Here is a 19,521-nt window from a genome sequence, read left to right as displayed (position 1 = left end):
AGGTGGGGGTCTTACTGCCCATTAAAGCGGGATAAAAAAGAGAACTACCCTTCAAGCACTTCTCTCTTTTATCCAAACGATACATATAAAATAAATTATTAAAAATATACTATATAAACTCCACAACGTAGGTATTGCAGCTACACTTAAATAAAAAGTTTCAGGTAACAAGCAATCATAAAAGTCTTTTTGCTTAAAAGCGATGTTTTTTTGCCATCGGTTCTATATATGTATTTAATATCCACATTAATACTTTCCATACCTTTTGTTGGCTAGGTGGGAGATGAGCGTTATATACATAACTGTATTCAATTTGCTGTGTTGCACCACGATTTCGTTTGAACTCTCCAGCCCCAGCACTACAATGACAAATTAAATCTTTTTCGATAGAATCCCTTGTAATAAGTAGGGAAAGTATACGGTATAAACCTTGTTGCTGGTCAGAGTTTGTATGATAACCAAGGATCGGTGTTGTCATAACTCCATCCCTAATAAAATAAGCAATGACACCATCAATTGTATTCCCTTTTTTTATGGCCTTTATCTCAAATAAACGATGCTGAAGAGCATTCCATAAATAAGCGGGTGTAAACATTGGGTTATGGGCGGAATATTTTTCAATATATAGTTGGTTGTATAGCAGGGAAATTTGTAAAATATCATCTTTTGTTAATTCTTCATTCGTAATGATTTCATAATTGCTTTTCTCTAATAAACTTTTATCATTTAATAAGTCTTTTCGTTTTTTTCGATTCATTTTTTTATAATGTTTCGGATCAAATAAGTATATAGAACGAGACATGATTTTATTGTAACCTACTGTAGAAAGTGCTTCTGTCATTGCAGGATATAATTTGTTATTTAAAGAGCGAAATAGAATGGTATGCTCCGGAAATTTCTCAACTAATAATTTCGTTATTTGTTCGATTTGTTGTTCGTTGATAGAGTGATAAAGATTTGTTGAAAGCATCCAATTATTTACGACAATTACTTTATTTATATTCGTTCGTCTTAGCCAATTTCCCATAAGATGAATCGGATAGGTTAATAACTTCTCTAGCCATGGTTTTTTCAACTCCCATAGCTCTTCTAACGCATACGATATGTAATGTGTATAAGGAGAACATACATATGAATTTTCGAACTCTGCGTTATTAAGAGTGACTGGTAAGATGAGATCATCAATTTCTAATAGAAAGAGCTGCGTGTTCACATTTTCAATAAATGCTGTAACGCCCTTTTGAAAAAGAGGCAAGAAACTATCTCGTACATACGCTCCATCTTTTTTAGATTCCCAATCAATGCTATGCAAAGAATGAACATCATGTAACTGAATCATTTATGTTCACCACGCCTTACAAAACTTTCTATTCTTTTTAATTTTTTATCATATACTTGAATATCGTAATGTGAAAAGAAAAAATGTGGTATCGCACACTTTTTAGTAGACCACAGTGCATGTAACTCTTGCATTACCTTTGATTGACATAATTCGAGATTTTCAGGTAGTGCTTTAAGTTTCATTTCAATTTTGTCTACGCTATGTTGTATTACTTTAAATTCTTGAATGTCACTAGATGCAAACAAAATTGCTCTTCTAATGAAATCTGGAAAAATAAATATTTCGCTATGATCCACTTCACTTATTCCAATAAATATATCGTCACATCGACCGTCAATTCGTTCTAATGCTAAGAAAGGTGAGCCACAGCTGCACGGCGTTTTTTTCTCAATTAATATGTCATTGAGACGATAGCGTATAATCGGCTGTGTTTTCCTCATGAAATCAGTAATAATGGGAACGAATATCCCTTTCTCTTGATCTAAGTATTCTTTTTCAATATGAACGAGGTCTTCATTCATGTGTAATGTCCCCTGCTTACAGGTGGTAGCAAGAAAACCTTCTGTACATTGGTAAACTTGGTGTACTGTCTGCTTGAAAGTTGCAGAAATAAAGTCTCTATCAATATCTTCAAGCACTTCTGCTACAGAGATAATTTTCTTAGGACAAATTGTAATTAGTCCTTCTTGCTGCCAGTAAGCAATTTTCCGTAACATAGACGGAGGTGCAATTAAAATAGATGGCTTTACTTCATTTAATCGCGTGATATGCTGTTGAAACGAATCTAGTAAATCAAAAAAATAAAATGAGATTCGCTTATTTTTTGTCGCTTCGTATAAATTGCTATTTGCACGTAAGAAAAAAGCAATCGTGTGTTTATGTAGAATGCTAGAAGGAAGCACCTTTCCAATAATCGAGCCAGCCCACAACGTTTGTTCTTGCTCGGAAACGAGAAAAACCCCACGATTCCCGCTCGTGCCTGATGATAAACCGACAGTTATATTCCGAATGGTTGGTGAGAAATTCCGGGTCTTCTCTGCTTCAAATGCTATATGAAACGCTTCTTCCTTTGAAATATGGACTGTATTTAATGTATCAAAATGGTCCATCATTACTTCTTTATCAATAATCGGGAGTGCAGACAAATTTCCCTTTTGAATTTCATGTAAAAACGGCTTATATAACTGGCGATAAAAAGGCGACGCCTCTATCGTGAACAAAAGTTGTTTTTCTATTTGTTGTTTATGAAACTGTTCCAATTGTTTGCGATTTGAAAATCTCAAGCCATATTTTGTTTTCAAGTATTGCTTGAGAATCCGTAGTTTATTCATAGTACACCCCTGCTTTAATTTTATCCCATGTATGTTCACAATGAGTCGGTACAATTTCAATCTCAGGTGATGTTTTTGATAAATGGTGTAACTTCTCAATATTCTTTCGGTAAGACTTTGGATGGCTCGTTAAAAGGTTTGCAACCTTACTAGGAAAGACAAGGTTTTGATACGTTTTACTTAGCCACACTGCGTCTGCACAAAGAAAGACAATTTTATTACTCTGCAAATGGACAAATATACCAAATTGACCAGTTGCATGTCCTGTTAAGTCAACAGCAAATAATGAGCCATCATCAAATACATCATACCCCTCTTTAAACTTTCCATATGTAGAAGGTAAGTTAAGGGATGGAGTTTGATCAATGAATGACATCCTCTGCTCTAAATCCATCGGCAGTGTATCTTTTAGACACCCTTTTAATAGAGCACCAAATTTACTTCTCTTTTTAATATCCTCATAAGCTTTTGCGAAGGTTAATATTTTCGCTTTTGGAAAATCGGGTAAACCAGCTGTATGATCGCCATGAAAATGAGAAAGAATAATATATTTAATTTCTTCTGGCTGAATACCATCAAGAAGAAGTTGCTGTTTAATAGATTGCTCTTCCGTAAAATGAACAGGCGTCAGTTTTGCATATACAGAGTAAGGGAATTTTTTTGTCGCTTCTTTAAAGTGTCCTGCATATCCAGTATCAAATAAAATATATCCTAATTCTGGATGCTGGAGTAATCCTACTGTTGCCGGAAAACAAATTTGTTTCCAACTGCCCTTGGAGTATGCGATTTTTTCTGGATGTGTGCAATATCCTGTATCATATAGCTTTAAAGATTTGATTTTCATTGTATTTTCCACCAGTCTACAAATTTTGTAATTCCTTCTTCTATACTGACCTTTGGAGCATATCCTAGTTCTTCCTTAGCTTTATCAATACTTAACGTCTGGCTTTTTGAAAGGACGCTAACAGTATATTTTGTGAGAATAGGTTCTTTTCCGAATAAAATAGTTTTTGAGATCCCTTCTAATATAGCCGCTAGTGTAAAAGCAGTTTTGTAGGAAATTTTTTTATATCGTACTTCCTTATCAAGGCGCTTCATTACATTTTCTATGACCTCATATAAATTGATACGTTCGTCATTTGTTATATTGTACTTTTGCCCTAATGTATGTTTTGGCGAATGCATACAAAGAAGTAAAGCATCTACAACATTCTCAACATACGTAATATCAACAAGAACATTTTCTGTACCAATTCTCGGTAAAGCCCCTTTTTCACATACTTTAATAAGACGTGGAAGAATCGCGTTATCTCCTGGTCCGAATAAAGCGCGCGGGCGTATTGTGATAACTGGTAAACCATGCGCGAAAGCGTGATCAATAGCTTGTTCAGCCATGTACTTCGTTTTTGCATAATGATTTACAAACGTATCAGGAAGTTTCGCATTTTCTACTACATTTTGTCGCTCATCATAATAGAAATAAATACTTGGTGTTGATACGTGGATAAGGCGTTTTATACCGTACTTTTGACTTCCCTCGATAATATGTTTCGTTCCTAACACATTCGCATTATAAAAATCTTCATATTTGCCCCAAGGGGAAGAAAGTGCGCCACTATGAAAGATATAATCTTTATCTTTACAAACTTGTAGCACACGATCCCTGTCTTCAAGAGGACAATGAACAAACTCAATTCCATTTTGTTCTAATACCTTACCAATTGTTTTATTTCTCCCTGTTGCCGTTACTTCATAGCCCATATTTTTCAGTCGAAAGGCGAGTTTTTGTCCTAGAAAGCCCGTTCCACCAGTTACTAGCATTTTCATAAATCTTCACCATCCCACGATATGTCATATGTTGTTTGCTCTAAAATAGTCCGTTCATATTTATAACTTTCACGCCATAATTTGTATATGCTAAAAAACTGATAAAAAAATGGTTTCCAATCATTGTGACGATAAACGATATCTGGATAAGAGCATAGAACTTTTAACCATCGTTTACGTTTTTGTTTACTTTTTAAATAAGGAAATCCATATAGAAGCATCGCTAACCGAATTGCACACTCTGAATTTTGTTTTGGAATGAATGAATTGTTTACTTTTTCATTAAAAAAAGCGGGCAATATTTCCTCATCGAATAAATGTAATCCACTTGTAGTACGTGGATTACATTCAATTGGAATCGCATCTCCATTCTCTGTAACGATAAAATCAAAGGCAATTTGTCCTGAGAAATTTAACTCTTTTACAATATGCGTAACAAACTGATCAATTTTAGGATGATTCATATGCTGAAACGCAATGGTAGCACCTAAGCCTGCCGTGAATTCCGTTTTATACGTAGAGTGAGCTAACACTTCCCCAGATTGTGCAATACTATAGGAACAATGCTGCGTCCCTTGTATAAACTCTTGCATAATATAATTTGGCTTACGTATCATGCTTTCTTTTAGAGCAGCCTCTTTTGTAATAAATTCCACTTTATCAGAAAACCGGGAGTAAATCGGCTTTAATACAAATGGAGTATGAGCTGGTGTTTTGTGCATCATTGACCTTATCGCTTCTTCATTACTTATTCTGCATGTCGCAGGTACTTGCCACCCTAAATTTGCTACGAACTGAATAAATTCCCACTTATTATGCAGTAATGAAAGTTTTTGAAAATCATCTACTAATACATGACAAAATACACTTAACTCCTCTCTATATTTAGATATATAAAATACTTCTTCACAAGTAGGAATAAGCAAATCTACATTGTGACGTTGAATAATGGACAGTAGCGCACGAATACTTTCATTTGTTTTCCACTTTGGAGATGGGATTTCATAAAAGTAATCCGTACTTTTTGAAACTTTACTTAACGGATAAGGAATACTATCTGCAATAATAACGGTATGTCCAGCGTTATGAAACAGTCTGCATAAATGCAAAGTTGCTGGTGCACGTGCCCCTGTAAGTAATACTGTTTTCTTAGTATTCAAGAAGGATGCCCCCGATAGAAAGTCCAGCAGAAGTACCTAATAATAATATTTTATTTCCGCGTTGCACTTTCTTTTGCTTAATCGCTTCGAAAAGAGCGACTGGAATAGATGCGGAAATCATATTACCGTAGTCTTCAAAAATGGTCATAAAACGTTCTTCATCTACCCCTAATTTTTTACGAATAAGTCTCATAGCTGGTCCACTTGCTTGATGAGGAACAATTAAATCAATATCGGCTAGAGAATAACCAGTATCCATAAGGAGCTTGTCGATAAACTTCATTAAATACTTAGAAGATAGTTTAAAAATGGCTCTTCCATTCATATCGAACAAGAAGTCTTCTTTTCGTTCCTCACTATACTCCCTAGGATGAATCATCGTTCCACCGCCACGGATTTCTGATAAATGCGCACCAGAGCTATATGTTTCCATATGGGAAGCAATAATAGAAGATGCATGATCGCCTTTTGTTATGACAACAGCTGCCGCACCGTCACCGAATAAAATACTACTTTCATTTTGTCCCCAATTTAATCCAACAGAAGAAATTTCAGAAGAAATAATAACAACATTTTTGTATCTCCCACATGCCATTGCGTACGAAATTGTATCAAGTGCTGTTATGAAACTTAGACATGTTGAATTGATATCAAAACATGGAATACCAGAATGCTGTAGCCCGAGCTGTTCTTGAATAAGTGATGCAGTAGAAGGAATCGCCTGTTGAATCGTTCCGCTTCCGCAAATAATACAATCGATATCATCCCATGTTAACTTCGCATCTTCTACAGCTTTTTTTGCAGCTTCCGCCCCCATATAAGAAGACGTTTCTCCATCAACAAAATATCTTGTTTTCACCCCAGCTTTTTTTAACGTCCAGCCTTCTGGTACGTCTAGCACGCGATCTATTTCAGAAGAATCTACTTTTCGTTTTGGAAGATATGTACCAATTCCTTTTATACTAATATATCTTTTCATTTTCTATCGCCTCTTAATCTTTTTATAAGTTCAAAAATTCCGTCATATATAACTACTGTTGTGGATACATACAGATTCTTTTGTGGAATTCTGCTATCCCATTATGTACATCTAACTCTATTTTTCTTCAACAAAGAGCCAGTTCTCTACTTGAGAACTGGCTCTTTTTGCATGAGAATTCTTCAAATACATAATCTAGAAAAAACTTTTATATCAATTTAATTATATTATAACAATTATCCGAAAATAATTAATAGTATTTTTTGTAAATAAAAGTGAATATGTGGTATAAACTTATGTGTGATACTAGTTTATTGAGCAGCAAATATAAATATATGGAGCGCATATACATGTCATTTTAACATCTTCTATTTTCTCTTTTGTTTCCAAAAAAGTTATTGAATTTACCTAAAATGCCTAAATCAACAGTTTTACTCCAGTAGCCTTCACCATCTTTATCGATTAGTATCATAATATCCTCCATTCAGCTTTGTTCGTTGCATAAGAAAAAGTGACTCTTTCTTAATAAGAATCACTTCCATTATTATATAACTTGTCCCTCATTAATCCTCAATTTCAATTCCAGCTTGTTTAAATGGTTCTAATACTTTTGGGTAACACATTGAAATATATTCCACTGTTTTTAGATTTTTTAAATTTTGAAATCCTTCAACAGATATTACATCAAATAAACTGTCTTCACCATCCCAATCTGGCTTTAAAATATGATAAATTTCATTTCCTCCATCAAAGCAAAGGGATTCAATCTTTTCCAAATCACTTGTTTCCAAAATTAATTCTTCTAAAAAATCTCTAATTTCAACAATTGGTCCAGCTCCTGAATGCCATTCGAAATTATTCGTATACTTATCTATTAAGTCTTTCAATTCTTTTAGAAATAGTGGCTCTTTATCTAATAAAGCTTCAATTACTACTAATTTAAAATTAAAATCTTGAAACATTTCAGTCTTTCCCATTTTAAATTCCTCCAATGCTATAACATCCTTATCCAAATTATTACAAGTAAAACATATCCAATTGCAACTTCTTTATTTCTTTCAATATCACATTAAAAAGGGATATGCTTAATTGCATGTCCACAATCGAGAAAAGATACATTATACATATTTTCTTACTACTTATATTCTTTATATACTTACCTTCGCTTCTCTAGCATCCTGTTTCTTAATTAAGTCTAAGTAAAAATGCGAGACAGTTGTGTTGTAATAAGGGGAAATGAATATGAATGATAGATTAAATGTAAACAGGCCTATAAATGCAGTTAATAAAAACCAACCAATAAAAGATAACCAAAGAACAAATAACTTGAACTTATGTCCTTTCATTATTCTTTTACTCTCCCTTAATGCTTCACTTGCTGTATAATCCGGATTCTCTATTAAAATATAATATGCCATTGAATAAGAAAAATATTTAATAATACCTGGAACAATTAATAACAGACTCCATAAAAATAGAAAAATAGCCTGCAATACTCCTAATTTCATTGATCTAAACAAATTGTTCTTTCTAAACCCTACAAATACATCGTCCACCTTAGCATCTTCATTTTTACCTAAGCGTAAGGTGAAAACAGAATACCCATAATTAAAGATACCTTGTATGACACTGTAAATAAAAAAACAAATCAGTCCTATAAAAAAATAACTTAGAATAAGTAAAACTAGTGCTGTTGGATCTACTTGCAGCTGCCCACCAATTGAATAAATAAAGAAAACATCCAAACCAATTACCCCAATAAACAGGCCAAATATTAAATATATAAAACTAGCGATTGCTGATGCACTTAAAGTTGGTACAAAATAGTATAACGCCGATCCCCCTATACTTACTCCCCATTTCCCATCTAACGAATTAAGTGCTGCTTTCTTTAAATTTCTTATCAAACTTACATCCTCCCTTTTTCCATATTTTATCCAATAGAAATTTTACAATTAAAAGAACTTGTAGCAAGCCCCACTACAAGTTCTTTTAGCTAAACATTTTAGTTTATCCAAACAGAATATAATTTCTAAAATATGGTTTATTAAAATCATTATATAACATAATTGTGAATTTTTGTTGAATATTCTGTTTCTTTATATAATTACCCCCCACATTCTTCCTGATATTCATTTAGATGTAGTAACTCATGTAGCAATATACCTATCATTATCTTTTTCAATAAATCCCATCCTTTTGTTTTCCACAAAAAAAGACACAGAGATTTCTCCCCATGCCTACTAATTCCTTACCTCTTCACCGTATGCACATAATGCACCGTCTCAAAAGCTTTTAAATAATCGTTTCGTCCTTCAAAATAGAATGCATTTATATCTTCTGGTGATAAATGCTCATAAATAAGTAAACCCGCCTTCTCTAACAGTGCTTCCATTTCGGCGTAAGAATAACATGATTTCATCGGTTCTCCGCCTACTGCAGCCATTTTCACCATGTTTTCAACTCGGTTAGACAACCCTTTTTCCGTAAATAAGTTTTCATCTGGATAATCGAAAACGATAGAGCTCCCTTCTGGAACCATCGCAAATAGACATTCTATTAAACTAGAAAGTTCCTCTTTCGTTAAATAATACGACACACCTAAAAGGCTAAAGAAAGTCTTTTTATTTTCAAATCCTTCACTCCGTAACTGTTCATAGGAAAATCCTTTCGTAAAATCCATGGAAACAAAATGAAGGTGATTTGGAACTTCAAGTCCCGCTTCTTCTATTCTTTCCTTCTTAAACTGCTGCGTAGAAGGATGATCCACTTCAAATACTTCTATTTTATTTTCTAATTCTCGGTGTCTAAAACTGAATGTATCTAATCCCGCACCGAGTATAACGTATTGTTTCGCTCCCAGCGTAATCTCGTGTAGTAATACTCTTTCACAATATGCCGCACGCGCTAAAGGTGTTGGTGATAATTGAACTTGCGTAATCCACTTTAATATTTCTTTCGGATTATCTTGAAACTGCTCTGCAATGTCTGTATTGAAAAAATGTATTCCTTGAACCATGTTCGTTTCAATGTCGTTACGTTCTTTTGGAGAAATGAACTCTTTAGCTACATAATCATCAAAGATTTTCGGACTATCAAATTCACTATGATATGCCCTGCTGAAAGCTGATACTAACGACGTTACACTTGCTTCACCTTGTTTCACGCACATACACTCTCCTTCATTTTCACAACAAAAATAGGGTTCCCCTGGCCAGGAGAACCCTATTATACACTTTATTTTCACATTGGTAAATTATAGCATAAATAAGTTTTTTTGTCAAGTTTCCAGCCTACTATCACTTCGGCACTTTGTATATTCTCTGGCAGGAAAATATTCAATCTACATTGAATATTCCAGACTATAACAACACACATGGAGGCCAATATGAAACGATTCGTCATTATTACAGTAGGAAAAACGCACAGCGGAAAAACTACATTTGCAGAAGCTTTAGAAAAAGAGTTACCCCACTCTTTCGTTATGGATCAAGATAACCAAGCTGAATTTATTAATAAACATTATGAAAAATTACAACCAGCTGAAGGCGCTAATACATTTAAGCACGGTCTTTCTAAATTCATTGTTGATTATGCGAAAGAACATACAAATTTACACCTTATTATTAGTAACTCCAATCGCAGTAAAAATGGAAGGTTATATTTACTAAACGAATTATTTCCACAAAATGAATATGTACGCATACTCGTTCACTTTGAAATTCCAGATGATGTACTTTACGAAAGAGTGGCTCGAAGCACACGAAGTACGAATATTTTTAGAGGTAGTTATTCTAGTTTCAAAGAAGTACTCGATCGGCAACAAACTGAATCACTTCACGAAGATGTTGTAGATCCTATAGAAAACGAGGCTGATTATTTGTTTGTTATCCGCAATAATAAAGATGTAAACTTTACTATTGAAGAAATTGTTCATCTAGCTAAAGATTTGTTCCCTACTCCAAAATAAGAGACTATAAGAATTACATAATCATAGATTATTATGCAAATCCTTCCTCTAAGCACCTAACATAGTATATAATGATAAGATAATCTACTTCTATATGCTCATTTTTACACAAAACAGTTCATGCATATGAAAGAAAAGAGGTACAAAATATGAAAACAAAACAAACAATCGCTGCGTCTACACTAGCTTTAGCAATGATTGCTGGCGCAAACTCTGCTCATGCGGAAGTAACTGATTCTACTCCTCAGCAAAGTACGGGAGATCGATTAGCTGAAATTAAGCAACATAAACAAGAGTTAGATGCGAAATTGCAGCAACACAAAGAAAACGTGGATCAAACATTAAATGAACTTAACAAAGTTAAGGAAAATGTTGATACAAAAGTGAATGAATTACATGAACGCAAACAAGTTGCTGATGAAAAAATTAATGAGATTAAACAACATAAACAAGAATTAGATGCAAAACTTCAGCAAGACAAACAAATCGCCGAAGATAAAATCGCTGAAATAAAAGAGCATAAAAAACAAGTAGAAGATAAAGTTGCTGAAGTGAAAGAGCATAAGCAAAATATCGATAATAAGGTTAATGAGATTAAAGAACATAAACAAACTGTCGATGAAAAAGTGAATGAAATGAAGCAACATAAAGAGAACATCGATCAAAAGGTTAATGAACTTAAGGAAGTTAAAAAACAAGTAGATGAAAAATTAGCTGAGTTAAAGAAAGCAAAACAAACTGCTGAGGACAAACTTGCTGAGCTAAAAGAAAACAAGCCGAATACTGGTAAAACGTTAGAGGAACTTAAGAAAATTAAAGGCAATTTAGATAGCCTTTCTGCTAACTTAGAACTAGCGAAACAAGATGTAAAAAATAAACTAGCTGAATTACAAAAAGCTAGAGAAGATTTACTAAATAAAATTAACGAAATTAAACAAACGAAACAAACTGTTTCAGACGATTTAACAAAGAAAAAACAAGACTTAGATATTAAAATCAACGACTTTAAACATACTGAGAAAAAAATTGAGGACAAATTAGCTGAGGTACATACTACGAAGCAAAATGTAGATAACAAAATTAATGAAGTATCTCAATCAAAACAAACAGAAACAAAGACTGGTACTACAAATGTAAACAATAACGCTAGAGAACTTCCTAACGCTGGTAGTGAGCAATCAAACAATATGGCTTTAGGTATGTTATCTGTATTAGGCGGCGTTTTATTAGTCACACGCAATAAAATTAAAACGTTATTCTCAAAATAAAGCCATTATACTTATTAGAAACAATTATACAAAGGCCAACCGCATGTACGGTTGGCCCTTTTTCTTTATATTAATTTTCCATCTCTTAGCGTCAATATACGATCACATACATCAAGCATTCTTTCATCATGTGTAATCATAATGGCTGCTTTTTGGCTCTCTTTCACTTCACGTTTCATCATTTCAACAACTTCACGTGCACGTTTTGAGTCTAAGCTTGCCGTTGGCTCATCTGCTAATATTAAATCTGGGTTGTTCATGAATGCACGAGCGATTGCTACCCTTTGTTTTTCCCCACCAGATAATTGATTTGGATAGTGATTTTTTCTTTCGCCTAACCCAAATGCCGCTAATAAATGATCCGCGCGCTTCTCTGAGTCTTGTTTGTTTTCTTTTTTAAGCTTTGCAATGTAAAGTAATTGTTCTTTTACATTTAAATATGGAACGAGATTTGCGAACTGGAAAATGAAGCCGATTTTTTTCAAACGAATATCTGTCATTTCCTTTTCCGATAACTTCGTAATATTTTGCTCACGAATGTAAATATCTCCTTTTGACGGTGATAATAAAGCACCCGCGATTGATAATAATGTACTTTTCCCTGATCCAGAAGGGCCAACAATTCCGATAAACTCTCCAGCTTTCACATCAAGCGACATCGGATGAAGGGCTGTTACTTCCGTATTCCCTTCTCCGTACACTTTACTTACTTTGTCTAATTTTAATAATGAAGTCATTACATCCCGCCTCCAATTGCTTCTAATGCATCAACTTTTAATACTTGGTATAACGAAATAAGTGTTCCTAAAATACTAATAACGATAAAGATTGCTGCATATTGTACAATCATCGGCGTTGTTAATAAGAATGGCATTCCCGCTGGTAAAATCTGTTCTAATCCTTGTACAAGAACAATACTGATTACCATCGCAACGACTGATAAGAATAACGCCTGTACGACTAAACTATTTGCTAAATACGAGTTCTTCGTACCAATTGCTTTTAATACGCCTAATTGCTGTGTTTTTTGTAGTGTAATAACGTAGAAGAATACACCGATTAATAACGCAGCGATAACAAGTAAGAACGCAATGATCATCGTTAATGTTCCTTGCTCTTCTTTAAATCCTGGAATGCTTTGCAGTACTTCTTTTTTGTCGATAACATGTGCATTTTTAATTTCTTTATCTGTATTCAGCGCAATTGCACTATAATCTTTTTGGTTTGGTTGTGAAATAGCGCCCCATACGTCTTCATTTACATAAACGACTGGTGTATGGCTAAACATTTGATCTTTCGTAAATCCAACGATTGTAAATTCTTTCTTTGAAACAGGGTCGATAATTGTATCTCCAATATCGATTCCTTTTTCTTTAATTGATTCATCAGCAACCATTTCATTGTTTGCTGTACCTAATTTCTCACCTTTTACAATGTTCGGTTCTAAAAATGAATCACGTTCACTTGAGAAAATCGCAACATCCACTTTTTTCGAACTATCTTTCTTTTCATACGTTGAAACTTTCACGCGAAACGGAACTGCCTCTTTCTCGCCTACTTGATTTACTACGTTATCTACATCGTCTTTCTTAATTTGTGAACGAAGTAATTTATTTTCCGCATCATCTGCTAAAACGAACTTATTTGCCTCCATATTTTGAATCGATGAAGCATTATCATATGATAATCCATTTGCTAATCCTGAAATCACAAGGACTAAAAATGATAATAACACCATAATCAATCCGATTAATCCGTATCTTAATTTTGATTGTTTTAATTCACGCAGAGCTAAAAACATTTCGCTCGCTCCTTCCTCTTTCTTTCTATGCACTTATCATAAAAAAGAAATATGAACGGAATATGAACAGAAGATTACAGAGAGCAAAACTTAATTTTCAGAAAGTATTGAAAATAATCAAAATCCTTGATACAATTCAGTCAAATAATATTGACCGAGTAATTTTATTCAAGGAGTTGATCATTTTGAAGCCCATGTTCACACTAACTACTTATAGCCAACTAAAAGCAATGAGCGATCCACTACGTGTCGAAATGATGATGCGTCTATGTGAACGTCCTTATACAGGACAACTACTATCTGAAAAATTCGGCATTTCAAGGGCGAAAATTCATTATCATTTAAAAGAATTAGAGAAAAATGGCTTTATAGAAATCGTATATACAGAAGAAAAAAATGGCATCGTTCAAAAATTTTATCAATCTGTCGCTAGAGGCTTTACCCCTGCTGCCGAACTATTACCTCATTTAGAAATAGTAAGTGAATCAGGTCGCCAAATCTTTTTACAAATGACGGAAAGAACGAAAAGTCATATTCTTGCTGCACCCGAAGAAGCTTTTACATTAAGAAAAGAAAGTGAAGACCCGGCTGAGTGGAATTACGTTTCATCTTGCTGGGAGTTTGATGCTACGCCAGAACAATTTCAAGTGTGGGTGAAAAAATTTCATCAATTGATGGCTGAATTAAATGAAATCGCAAAAGACGCGGATAAAGATCCAAATAGTAAATCTTATTACATTTCTACTACTGCACTTCAAATCGCAGAGAGAACAATGCAGCAATTTGTTAAAGAAGAAGAAAAATCGTAATACGATTTTTTTTTACATAAACGGTCAAATTTATTTTACCGAATAAATTTCTTATAAAGGAGTAGATTAAATGGACATATTGAAAAACCGGAATTTCCTCTTATTATTTTTAGGGAGAATTTTTACAAACATAGGAGATAGCTTGTACTACGTAGCAGCAATGTGGCTCGTATATAAGCTAAGTGGTAATCCTTTTTATTCTGGATTGGCTGGTTTCCTTACGTTACTACCTTCTGCATTACAATTTCTTACCGGCCCATTCGTTGATAGATGGCCAATTAAAAACACCCTCGTCATCACACAAGTTTTGCAATGCATTCTTATATTAATCATTCCTATTACACACTACTTCGACCTATTAACAGTCCAACTACTACTCATCATCATGCCCATCGTAGCCTTTATCGAACAATTCGCCTATCCTGCACAGTCAAAAGCTTTACCACTTCTACTGCATAAAACACAATTATTAAAAGGAAACTCTCTCTTCTCATTTGCGTATCAAGGCATTGATTTAATTTGTACGACGCTTTCTGGAATATTAGTAGCACTATTTGGCGCAATCACTTTATATGTAATTGACTCTTTCACATTCGCGATTACTGCCCTTTTGTTCTTTTCATTGAAAATACCAAAGCAAACCGAAACAGGTACAACACTTTCAACTAAACAATATTTCTCTGATTTAAAAGAAGGTTTTTCAATCGTCTTCCGTTCCTTAATGGGCGTATTCTTAATCGGTTCCGTTGTCGCTAATTTTTCAATTGGTATGACGATGGCCATACTCCCTTCTTTCGCTGATTCTTTAGGGGGCGTGAAATCATATGGCTTCTTCTTAGCTGCTATATCATCTGGTAGTCTCATCGGTGCATTATTCAGTTCATGGGTTGGTAAACGTAATGTTGGCCGCACTTCTATTATTGGCTTTGCGACTGGCGCTACCTTTTGGTTTCTCTCTACAATCGTACCGTTTCAATGGCTATCTATTCTCTTATTCGGCCTAGCTTGGATTCCAATTGGTGCAACCAACATATTATTTGCGACAATTAGCCAAATTGTAATTCCAAATCAATATATTGGCCGCATCAATTCAGTCATGCGAAGTATGAGCACAATTGCTATGCCGATCGGTTCTTTAATTGGCGGATACACTGCAAATGTATTTAGTAGCCAACTCATTTTCGCGCTCGCTAGCATCGGGATTTTATTTATTTCTCTCGTATGGCTACTTCATCCGAAATTACGAGCATTGCCGAAAGCTGATGAGATTACAGCGGATACTTTTGGGGTGCAGTTTAAGGAAGAGCACGGGAAAGGTGCGGCTTTATAGCAAGCAAACATAACCCCGTTCTAAATTTGGGACGGGGTTAAAAATATAATAATAAAGTGGTTTGAATATCTAAATTTTATTCAACAAAAGCACCAACCTAAAACGGCAGTTAACGCTTTGATGGCCAAGCCCCCTGCATTTTCCTTAATTGAATAATTTGTCCTGTATGATAAGCATCATGAAGCATGATATCCAATAAATTCCCCTCTAGTGAATTTTGCTCAAGTTCTCTTTCGGAAATTGCACTTAATACCTGTCTTAAATTATGTTGAGCATCTTCAGAACGTTCAACGACTTTCTTCCATTCCATATCATCATTAGATTGCTTAGTAAGATAAAAGGTGTCATTTCCGTCAAGATTATGTATCCATTCACGGCCTTCCAAGTTTGCAGCAAGCCTCTCTTTGTAATAAATGAGATGATTAACGTTCTCCCAAATGGTATTCGTTTCCTCCCCAGATGGTTTCCACATAGCCTGTTCGGCTGTAAGTCCTTCTATAGCATGTTTAAACGGTGCATACCAACTCTCTTTATCGAATGTTGAATCTAGTGTGTTTAATAACAAGTCAATTCGTTTCAAAGTAATTTCCTCCCTAAATAGCTAAAGTTTCAATAAAATCCTTATAACTCTGTAGAGATTCTACATTTTCAAATAAACTTCCTCCTAATCTTATTCTACAAACAAGTCCAATTATGGATTAGGATTACTCACATCTTTAAAACAACTCTTTTCACTTTACACATAGACTAACGAACAAAAAAGAGGCCGTTCCGAAACAGCCTCTTTCATCTATTTAGGAAGCTCCACCCGAACAGTCGTCCCTTCCCCTTTCGTGCTATATACCGAAACGGTCCCTTTATGCAGTTCAACAATCTTCTGCACAATCGACAATCCTAAACCGCTACCTTCTACGTTTCTTGCCCTTGCTGTATCCACCTTGTAAAAACGATCAAAAATACGATCCATTTCTTCTTTTTCCATACCGATTCCGTTGTCTGATATAGAAATTATAACGCTAGACTCTAACTCTTCCACGAAAAACTCAATCGTTCCACCATCGTTTGAAAACTTAATACTATTCGTGAAAATGTTACTCCATACTTGATGAAGTAAGTTTTCATCGCCTTTTATGACGATATCCGGCACATCAAATTCAACGGCGATATCTTTTTCACGCCATTTCCATTCAAGCATAAAAATGACGTCTTTAATTTGCTTTTGTAAATTGAATTCTTTTATTTGTAACACTTTCTCTTCTTTATCTAATGAAGCTAGTGTAAGTAACTGTTTACATAAACTAGACATTCGCTTACTTTCGCCCTCAATAATTTCTAAGTAATGGTTTCTTTCTTCCACGCTCATCTTTTCTGTTTGTAATGTCTTCGAAAAACCTTGTATGGAAGAAAGTGGCGACTGGAATTCATGTGAAACGTTCGAAACGAATTCTTGTCTCATTTCATCTAGTTCTTTAATACTTTTCGTCATCTTTTGGAAGCTTGTAGATAACGTTCCTATTTCATCTTTTCGTTTTACGTCTAATTCAATTTTATATTCCCCACTCGCAATTTTTTGCGTAGCCTTCGTAAATTTACGAATCGGACGAACGATGTAACCTGCTGCAATCGCTATAAAGATAATGCTTAATAGTACGATAAACCCAAGTAATACCGCTAAGAAAATTCGCATCTCGCCAAATTGGTTCTGAATATCGGGACGAATAAATAAAGCGTACTGTTTATCACCGTGCTTTACCGGTACACCGACACTATTTATTAATTCATTATCGAAAAAACCGGTAATAAATAGGCGAGTCGGATAAGTGGAAACACCATTAAACGTTTCGCCATTCAATACTTTACGGACGGTATCATCACTTATTGTCGTCTTACGAAACGCATTACCGATACGCTTTCCATTCTTTTGATCATCGACAATATAAATTTCATATCCTAATTTTGCGATAGAATGTAAATATGCCTCTTGATTTCCTTCACTTTGCTTTTCATATAATGACTTAACTTCTTCCGCATACGTTAAAATCTTCTCACTGTTATACGGTTTTAACTTCACTTGATAATATACGTTCGTCAATAAAAAGCCGATAATACTACTAAGTAGCATAATACCGACTGTCATAAATACAAATCTAGAATATAGTGATTTCATCTTATTTCAGCTCCAACTTATAACCGAGTCCGCGCACTGTCGTAATTTGAAAATCATCCGTTCGTTTTGAGAAACGATCTCGGAGCCTTTTCACATGAACATCAACTGTTCGTTCATCCCCTTCAAAATCCATTCCCCATACTAACTCAATTAACTCTTCTCTTGAAAATGTTCTTCCAGGATAACTAGCAAGCTGTGATAATAATTCAAATTCCTTCAGCGGTAGTAAAATCGTTTGACCGTTACATTTTACTTCAACACCTTTACGATCAATTGTCGTTCCGTGAAGTGTAATCATGTCAGCACTCAGCATTTGATAACGGCGTAATAAAGCTTTCATACGGAAAATGACTTCAGCTGGTTCAAATGGTTTTACAATATAATCGTCCGTACCAGAAATGAATCCTTTTTCTTTATCAACTAACTGATCTTTCGCCGTTAATAAAATAACAGGAATATCATGATACCTACGAATTTCTTCACATAACGTATAGCCATCAACGAACGGCATCATAATGTCTACGATCGCAAGATGAATATTTTCCTTCTCTAATACTTCTTGCGCTACCTTTCCATCTTCTGCCTCAAAAACTTTAAACCCCTCTTTTTGTAAATGGTAATGCAATAACTCTCTAATATGCTTATCATCATCAGCTAATAAAATATGTATCATCTTCATTAAACCCTCTCTCGTTCATCCTTCTACATCACTACATTAAGAAACAATTGGTTTTTTTGCAAGAAAAAGAAAAGGATTCCTTAGAAGATACGTTTCTTATCATTGTGGTCAGCTGCTTTATTTTTCTTATAATTTAATGATGTACTCTGGTGTACGAATAAGTGATCTATTACTTTTTTAGTAAGTGGCATAAATAAATTCAGTAATAGCCCACCTAAACAAACAGTTAATATAGTTCCAACACCAATTGGTCCATGTAAAATCGTTGCCATTATTAAGAATATAAGGTAAATAAATGTTCGTGATATAAAGATATTCGTTCTCGTTAATTCTTGTATGATTAATGTTAATCGGTCAATTGGAATGGGAGCAAAATTTGTCTGTAAATATATTGCAGTTCCTAATCCTGTAATAACTAATCCGATTCCAAAATAAATCATTTTACTGTACCATATTTCAGGTGTAATTAAATTGCGTAATAAAAATAGCCACACATCAATACCAATGCCCGTTATGAATGCTGTTAACAACCCTAGTACCTCTGGTCTTTGTCTTTTTAATATCGAATTACAACATATTAATAATAAAGCTATTATTATTTCCCAGCTTCCCACAGTAAGCCCCACATTTAAAGAAAGTCCTACTAAAAGTGCATCAAAAGGTGAAGTGCCAAGATCTGATTGTATTGTGAAAGAAATACCAAGGGTTAATATTAAAATTCCTAATACATAAAAAACATACTTCATTTTAATCAGCCTCTTTATCGTCATTTTTGTTGCATTTACAATAAAAATATTTTATATTAAATGTAACTTCAAATTGTTGCATTTGCAATAAAAATAATAAGATAAGGAGTTC

19 protein-coding genes are annotated in these 19,521 nt (G+C 34.3%); 4 read left to right on the top strand and 15 right to left on the bottom strand.

Annotated features, from left to right (window positions below):
• Nucleotides 1–193: 193 nt before the first annotated feature.
• The 9 genes from ACTFRS_RS02395 to ACTFRS_RS02355 form a co-directional block, all read right to left on the bottom strand.
• Nucleotides 194–1,339 carry a hypothetical protein gene (locus ACTFRS_RS02395; protein ID WP_242294528.1) on the bottom strand — a complete coding sequence of 382 codons (1,146 nt, stop codon included), beginning with the start codon at nucleotides 1,337–1,339 and terminating at the stop codon, nucleotides 194–196.
• Nucleotides 1,336–2,673 carry a F390 synthetase-related protein gene (locus tag ACTFRS_RS02390; protein ID WP_242294527.1) on the bottom strand — a complete coding sequence of 446 codons (1,338 nt, stop codon included), beginning with the start codon at nucleotides 2,671–2,673 and terminating at the stop codon, nucleotides 1,336–1,338. The genes ACTFRS_RS02395 and ACTFRS_RS02390 overlap by 4 nt, the downstream gene beginning before the upstream one ends.
• The gene (locus ACTFRS_RS02385) at nucleotides 2,666–3,517 is read right to left on the bottom strand and encodes an MBL fold metallo-hydrolase (protein ID WP_139866087.1); all 852 of its coding nucleotides are present in this window, start codon (nucleotides 3,515–3,517) and stop codon (nucleotides 2,666–2,668) included. The genes ACTFRS_RS02390 and ACTFRS_RS02385 overlap by 8 nt, the downstream gene beginning before the upstream one ends.
• Nucleotides 3,514–4,500 (bottom strand): NAD-dependent epimerase/dehydratase family protein, encoded by a 987-nt coding sequence (locus ACTFRS_RS02380; protein WP_139866088.1) that lies wholly within the window; start codon nucleotides 4,498–4,500, stop codon nucleotides 3,514–3,516. Before ACTFRS_RS02380 ends, ACTFRS_RS02385 begins: the two co-directional genes overlap by 4 nt.
• Nucleotides 4,497–5,660, bottom strand: coding sequence for an ATP-grasp domain-containing protein (locus tag ACTFRS_RS02375; RefSeq protein ID WP_242294526.1), 1,164 nt, complete (start codon nucleotides 5,658–5,660; stop codon nucleotides 4,497–4,499). Before ACTFRS_RS02375 ends, ACTFRS_RS02380 begins: the two co-directional genes overlap by 4 nt.
• Entirely contained in the window at nucleotides 5,650–6,639 is a 990-nt protein-coding gene (locus ACTFRS_RS02370) for a beta-ketoacyl-ACP synthase III (RefSeq protein ID WP_139866090.1), read from the bottom strand. Before ACTFRS_RS02370 ends, ACTFRS_RS02375 begins: the two co-directional genes overlap by 11 nt.
• 563 nt (nucleotides 6,640–7,202) lie before the next feature.
• Nucleotides 7,203–7,616 carry a DUF6892 domain-containing protein gene (locus ACTFRS_RS02365; RefSeq protein ID WP_242294525.1) on the bottom strand — a complete coding sequence of 138 codons (414 nt, stop codon included), beginning with the start codon at nucleotides 7,614–7,616 and terminating at the stop codon, nucleotides 7,203–7,205.
• 171 nt (nucleotides 7,617–7,787) lie between these two features.
• Nucleotides 7,788–8,546 carry a DUF975 family protein gene (locus ACTFRS_RS02360; protein ID WP_242294524.1) on the bottom strand — a complete coding sequence of 253 codons (759 nt, stop codon included), beginning with the start codon at nucleotides 8,544–8,546 and terminating at the stop codon, nucleotides 7,788–7,790.
• Nucleotides 8,547–8,890: 344 nt separating this feature from the next.
• Nucleotides 8,891–9,811, bottom strand: coding sequence for a class I SAM-dependent methyltransferase (locus ACTFRS_RS02355; RefSeq protein WP_242294523.1), 921 nt, complete (start codon nucleotides 9,809–9,811; stop codon nucleotides 8,891–8,893).
• A 204-nt stretch (nucleotides 9,812–10,015) separates the two neighbouring features.
• Between ACTFRS_RS02355 and ACTFRS_RS02350 the strand changes: the two genes are divergently transcribed.
• Complete coding sequence (locus ACTFRS_RS02350; RefSeq protein ID WP_242294522.1) at nucleotides 10,016–10,609, top strand: ATP-binding protein; 594 nt, start codon at nucleotides 10,016–10,018, stop codon at nucleotides 10,607–10,609.
• Between the two features lie 149 nt (nucleotides 10,610–10,758).
• Nucleotides 10,759–11,877, top strand: a complete 1,119-nt coding sequence (locus ACTFRS_RS02345; protein WP_440024373.1) for an LPXTG cell wall anchor domain-containing protein — start codon at nucleotides 10,759–10,761, stop codon at nucleotides 11,875–11,877.
• A 65-nt stretch (nucleotides 11,878–11,942) separates the two neighbouring features.
• Here ACTFRS_RS02345 and ACTFRS_RS02340 read toward each other — a convergent pair whose 3' ends face one another.
• Nucleotides 11,943–12,614 (bottom strand): ABC transporter ATP-binding protein, encoded by a 672-nt coding sequence (locus ACTFRS_RS02340; RefSeq protein ID WP_000202601.1) that lies wholly within the window; start codon nucleotides 12,612–12,614, stop codon nucleotides 11,943–11,945.
• Complete coding sequence (locus tag ACTFRS_RS02335; RefSeq protein ID WP_139866094.1) at nucleotides 12,614–13,678, bottom strand: ABC transporter permease; 1,065 nt, start codon at nucleotides 13,676–13,678, stop codon at nucleotides 12,614–12,616. Before ACTFRS_RS02335 ends, ACTFRS_RS02340 begins: the two co-directional genes overlap by 1 nt.
• A 185-nt stretch (nucleotides 13,679–13,863) precedes the next feature.
• Here ACTFRS_RS02335 and ACTFRS_RS02330 point away from each other — a divergent pair, with 185 nt between their 5' ends.
• Nucleotides 13,864–14,487, top strand: coding sequence for an ArsR/SmtB family transcription factor (locus ACTFRS_RS02330; protein WP_000803751.1), 624 nt, complete (start codon nucleotides 13,864–13,866; stop codon nucleotides 14,485–14,487).
• Between the two features lie 70 nt (nucleotides 14,488–14,557).
• A complete protein-coding gene (locus ACTFRS_RS02325; protein WP_440024375.1) occupies nucleotides 14,558–15,817 on the top strand; it encodes an MFS transporter in 1,260 nt (419 codons plus the stop codon).
• A 109-nt stretch (nucleotides 15,818–15,926) separates the two neighbouring features.
• Here the strand turns inward: ACTFRS_RS02325 and ACTFRS_RS02320 are convergent, their stop codons facing one another.
• The 4 genes from ACTFRS_RS02320 to ACTFRS_RS02305 form a co-directional block, all read right to left on the bottom strand.
• On the bottom strand, nucleotides 15,927–16,397 hold the full coding sequence (locus ACTFRS_RS02320; RefSeq protein ID WP_318160571.1) for a DinB family protein: 471 nt from the start codon (nucleotides 16,395–16,397) through the stop codon (nucleotides 15,927–15,929).
• Between the two features lie 210 nt (nucleotides 16,398–16,607).
• Nucleotides 16,608–17,984, bottom strand: a complete 1,377-nt coding sequence (locus ACTFRS_RS02315; protein ID WP_318160570.1) for a sensor histidine kinase — start codon at nucleotides 17,982–17,984, stop codon at nucleotides 16,608–16,610.
• A gap of 1 nt (nucleotide 17,985) precedes the next feature.
• A complete protein-coding gene (locus tag ACTFRS_RS02310) occupies nucleotides 17,986–18,663 on the bottom strand; it encodes a response regulator transcription factor (RefSeq protein WP_318160569.1) in 678 nt (225 codons plus the stop codon).
• A gap of 80 nt (nucleotides 18,664–18,743) precedes the next feature.
• A complete protein-coding gene (locus ACTFRS_RS02305; protein ID WP_318160568.1) occupies nucleotides 18,744–19,409 on the bottom strand; it encodes a YczE/YyaS/YitT family protein in 666 nt (221 codons plus the stop codon).
• Nucleotides 19,410–19,521: the final 112 nt, after the last annotated feature.

The sequence above is a fragment of the Bacillus cereus group sp. MYBK139-1 genome (genome assembly GCF_051916915.1).
Taxonomy (GTDB): domain Bacteria; phylum Bacillota; class Bacilli; order Bacillales; family Bacillaceae_G; genus Bacillus_A; species Bacillus_A pacificus.
The sequence above is the reverse complement of the archived record's forward strand: the minus strand, read 5'-3'. Positions and strand labels throughout refer to the sequence as shown.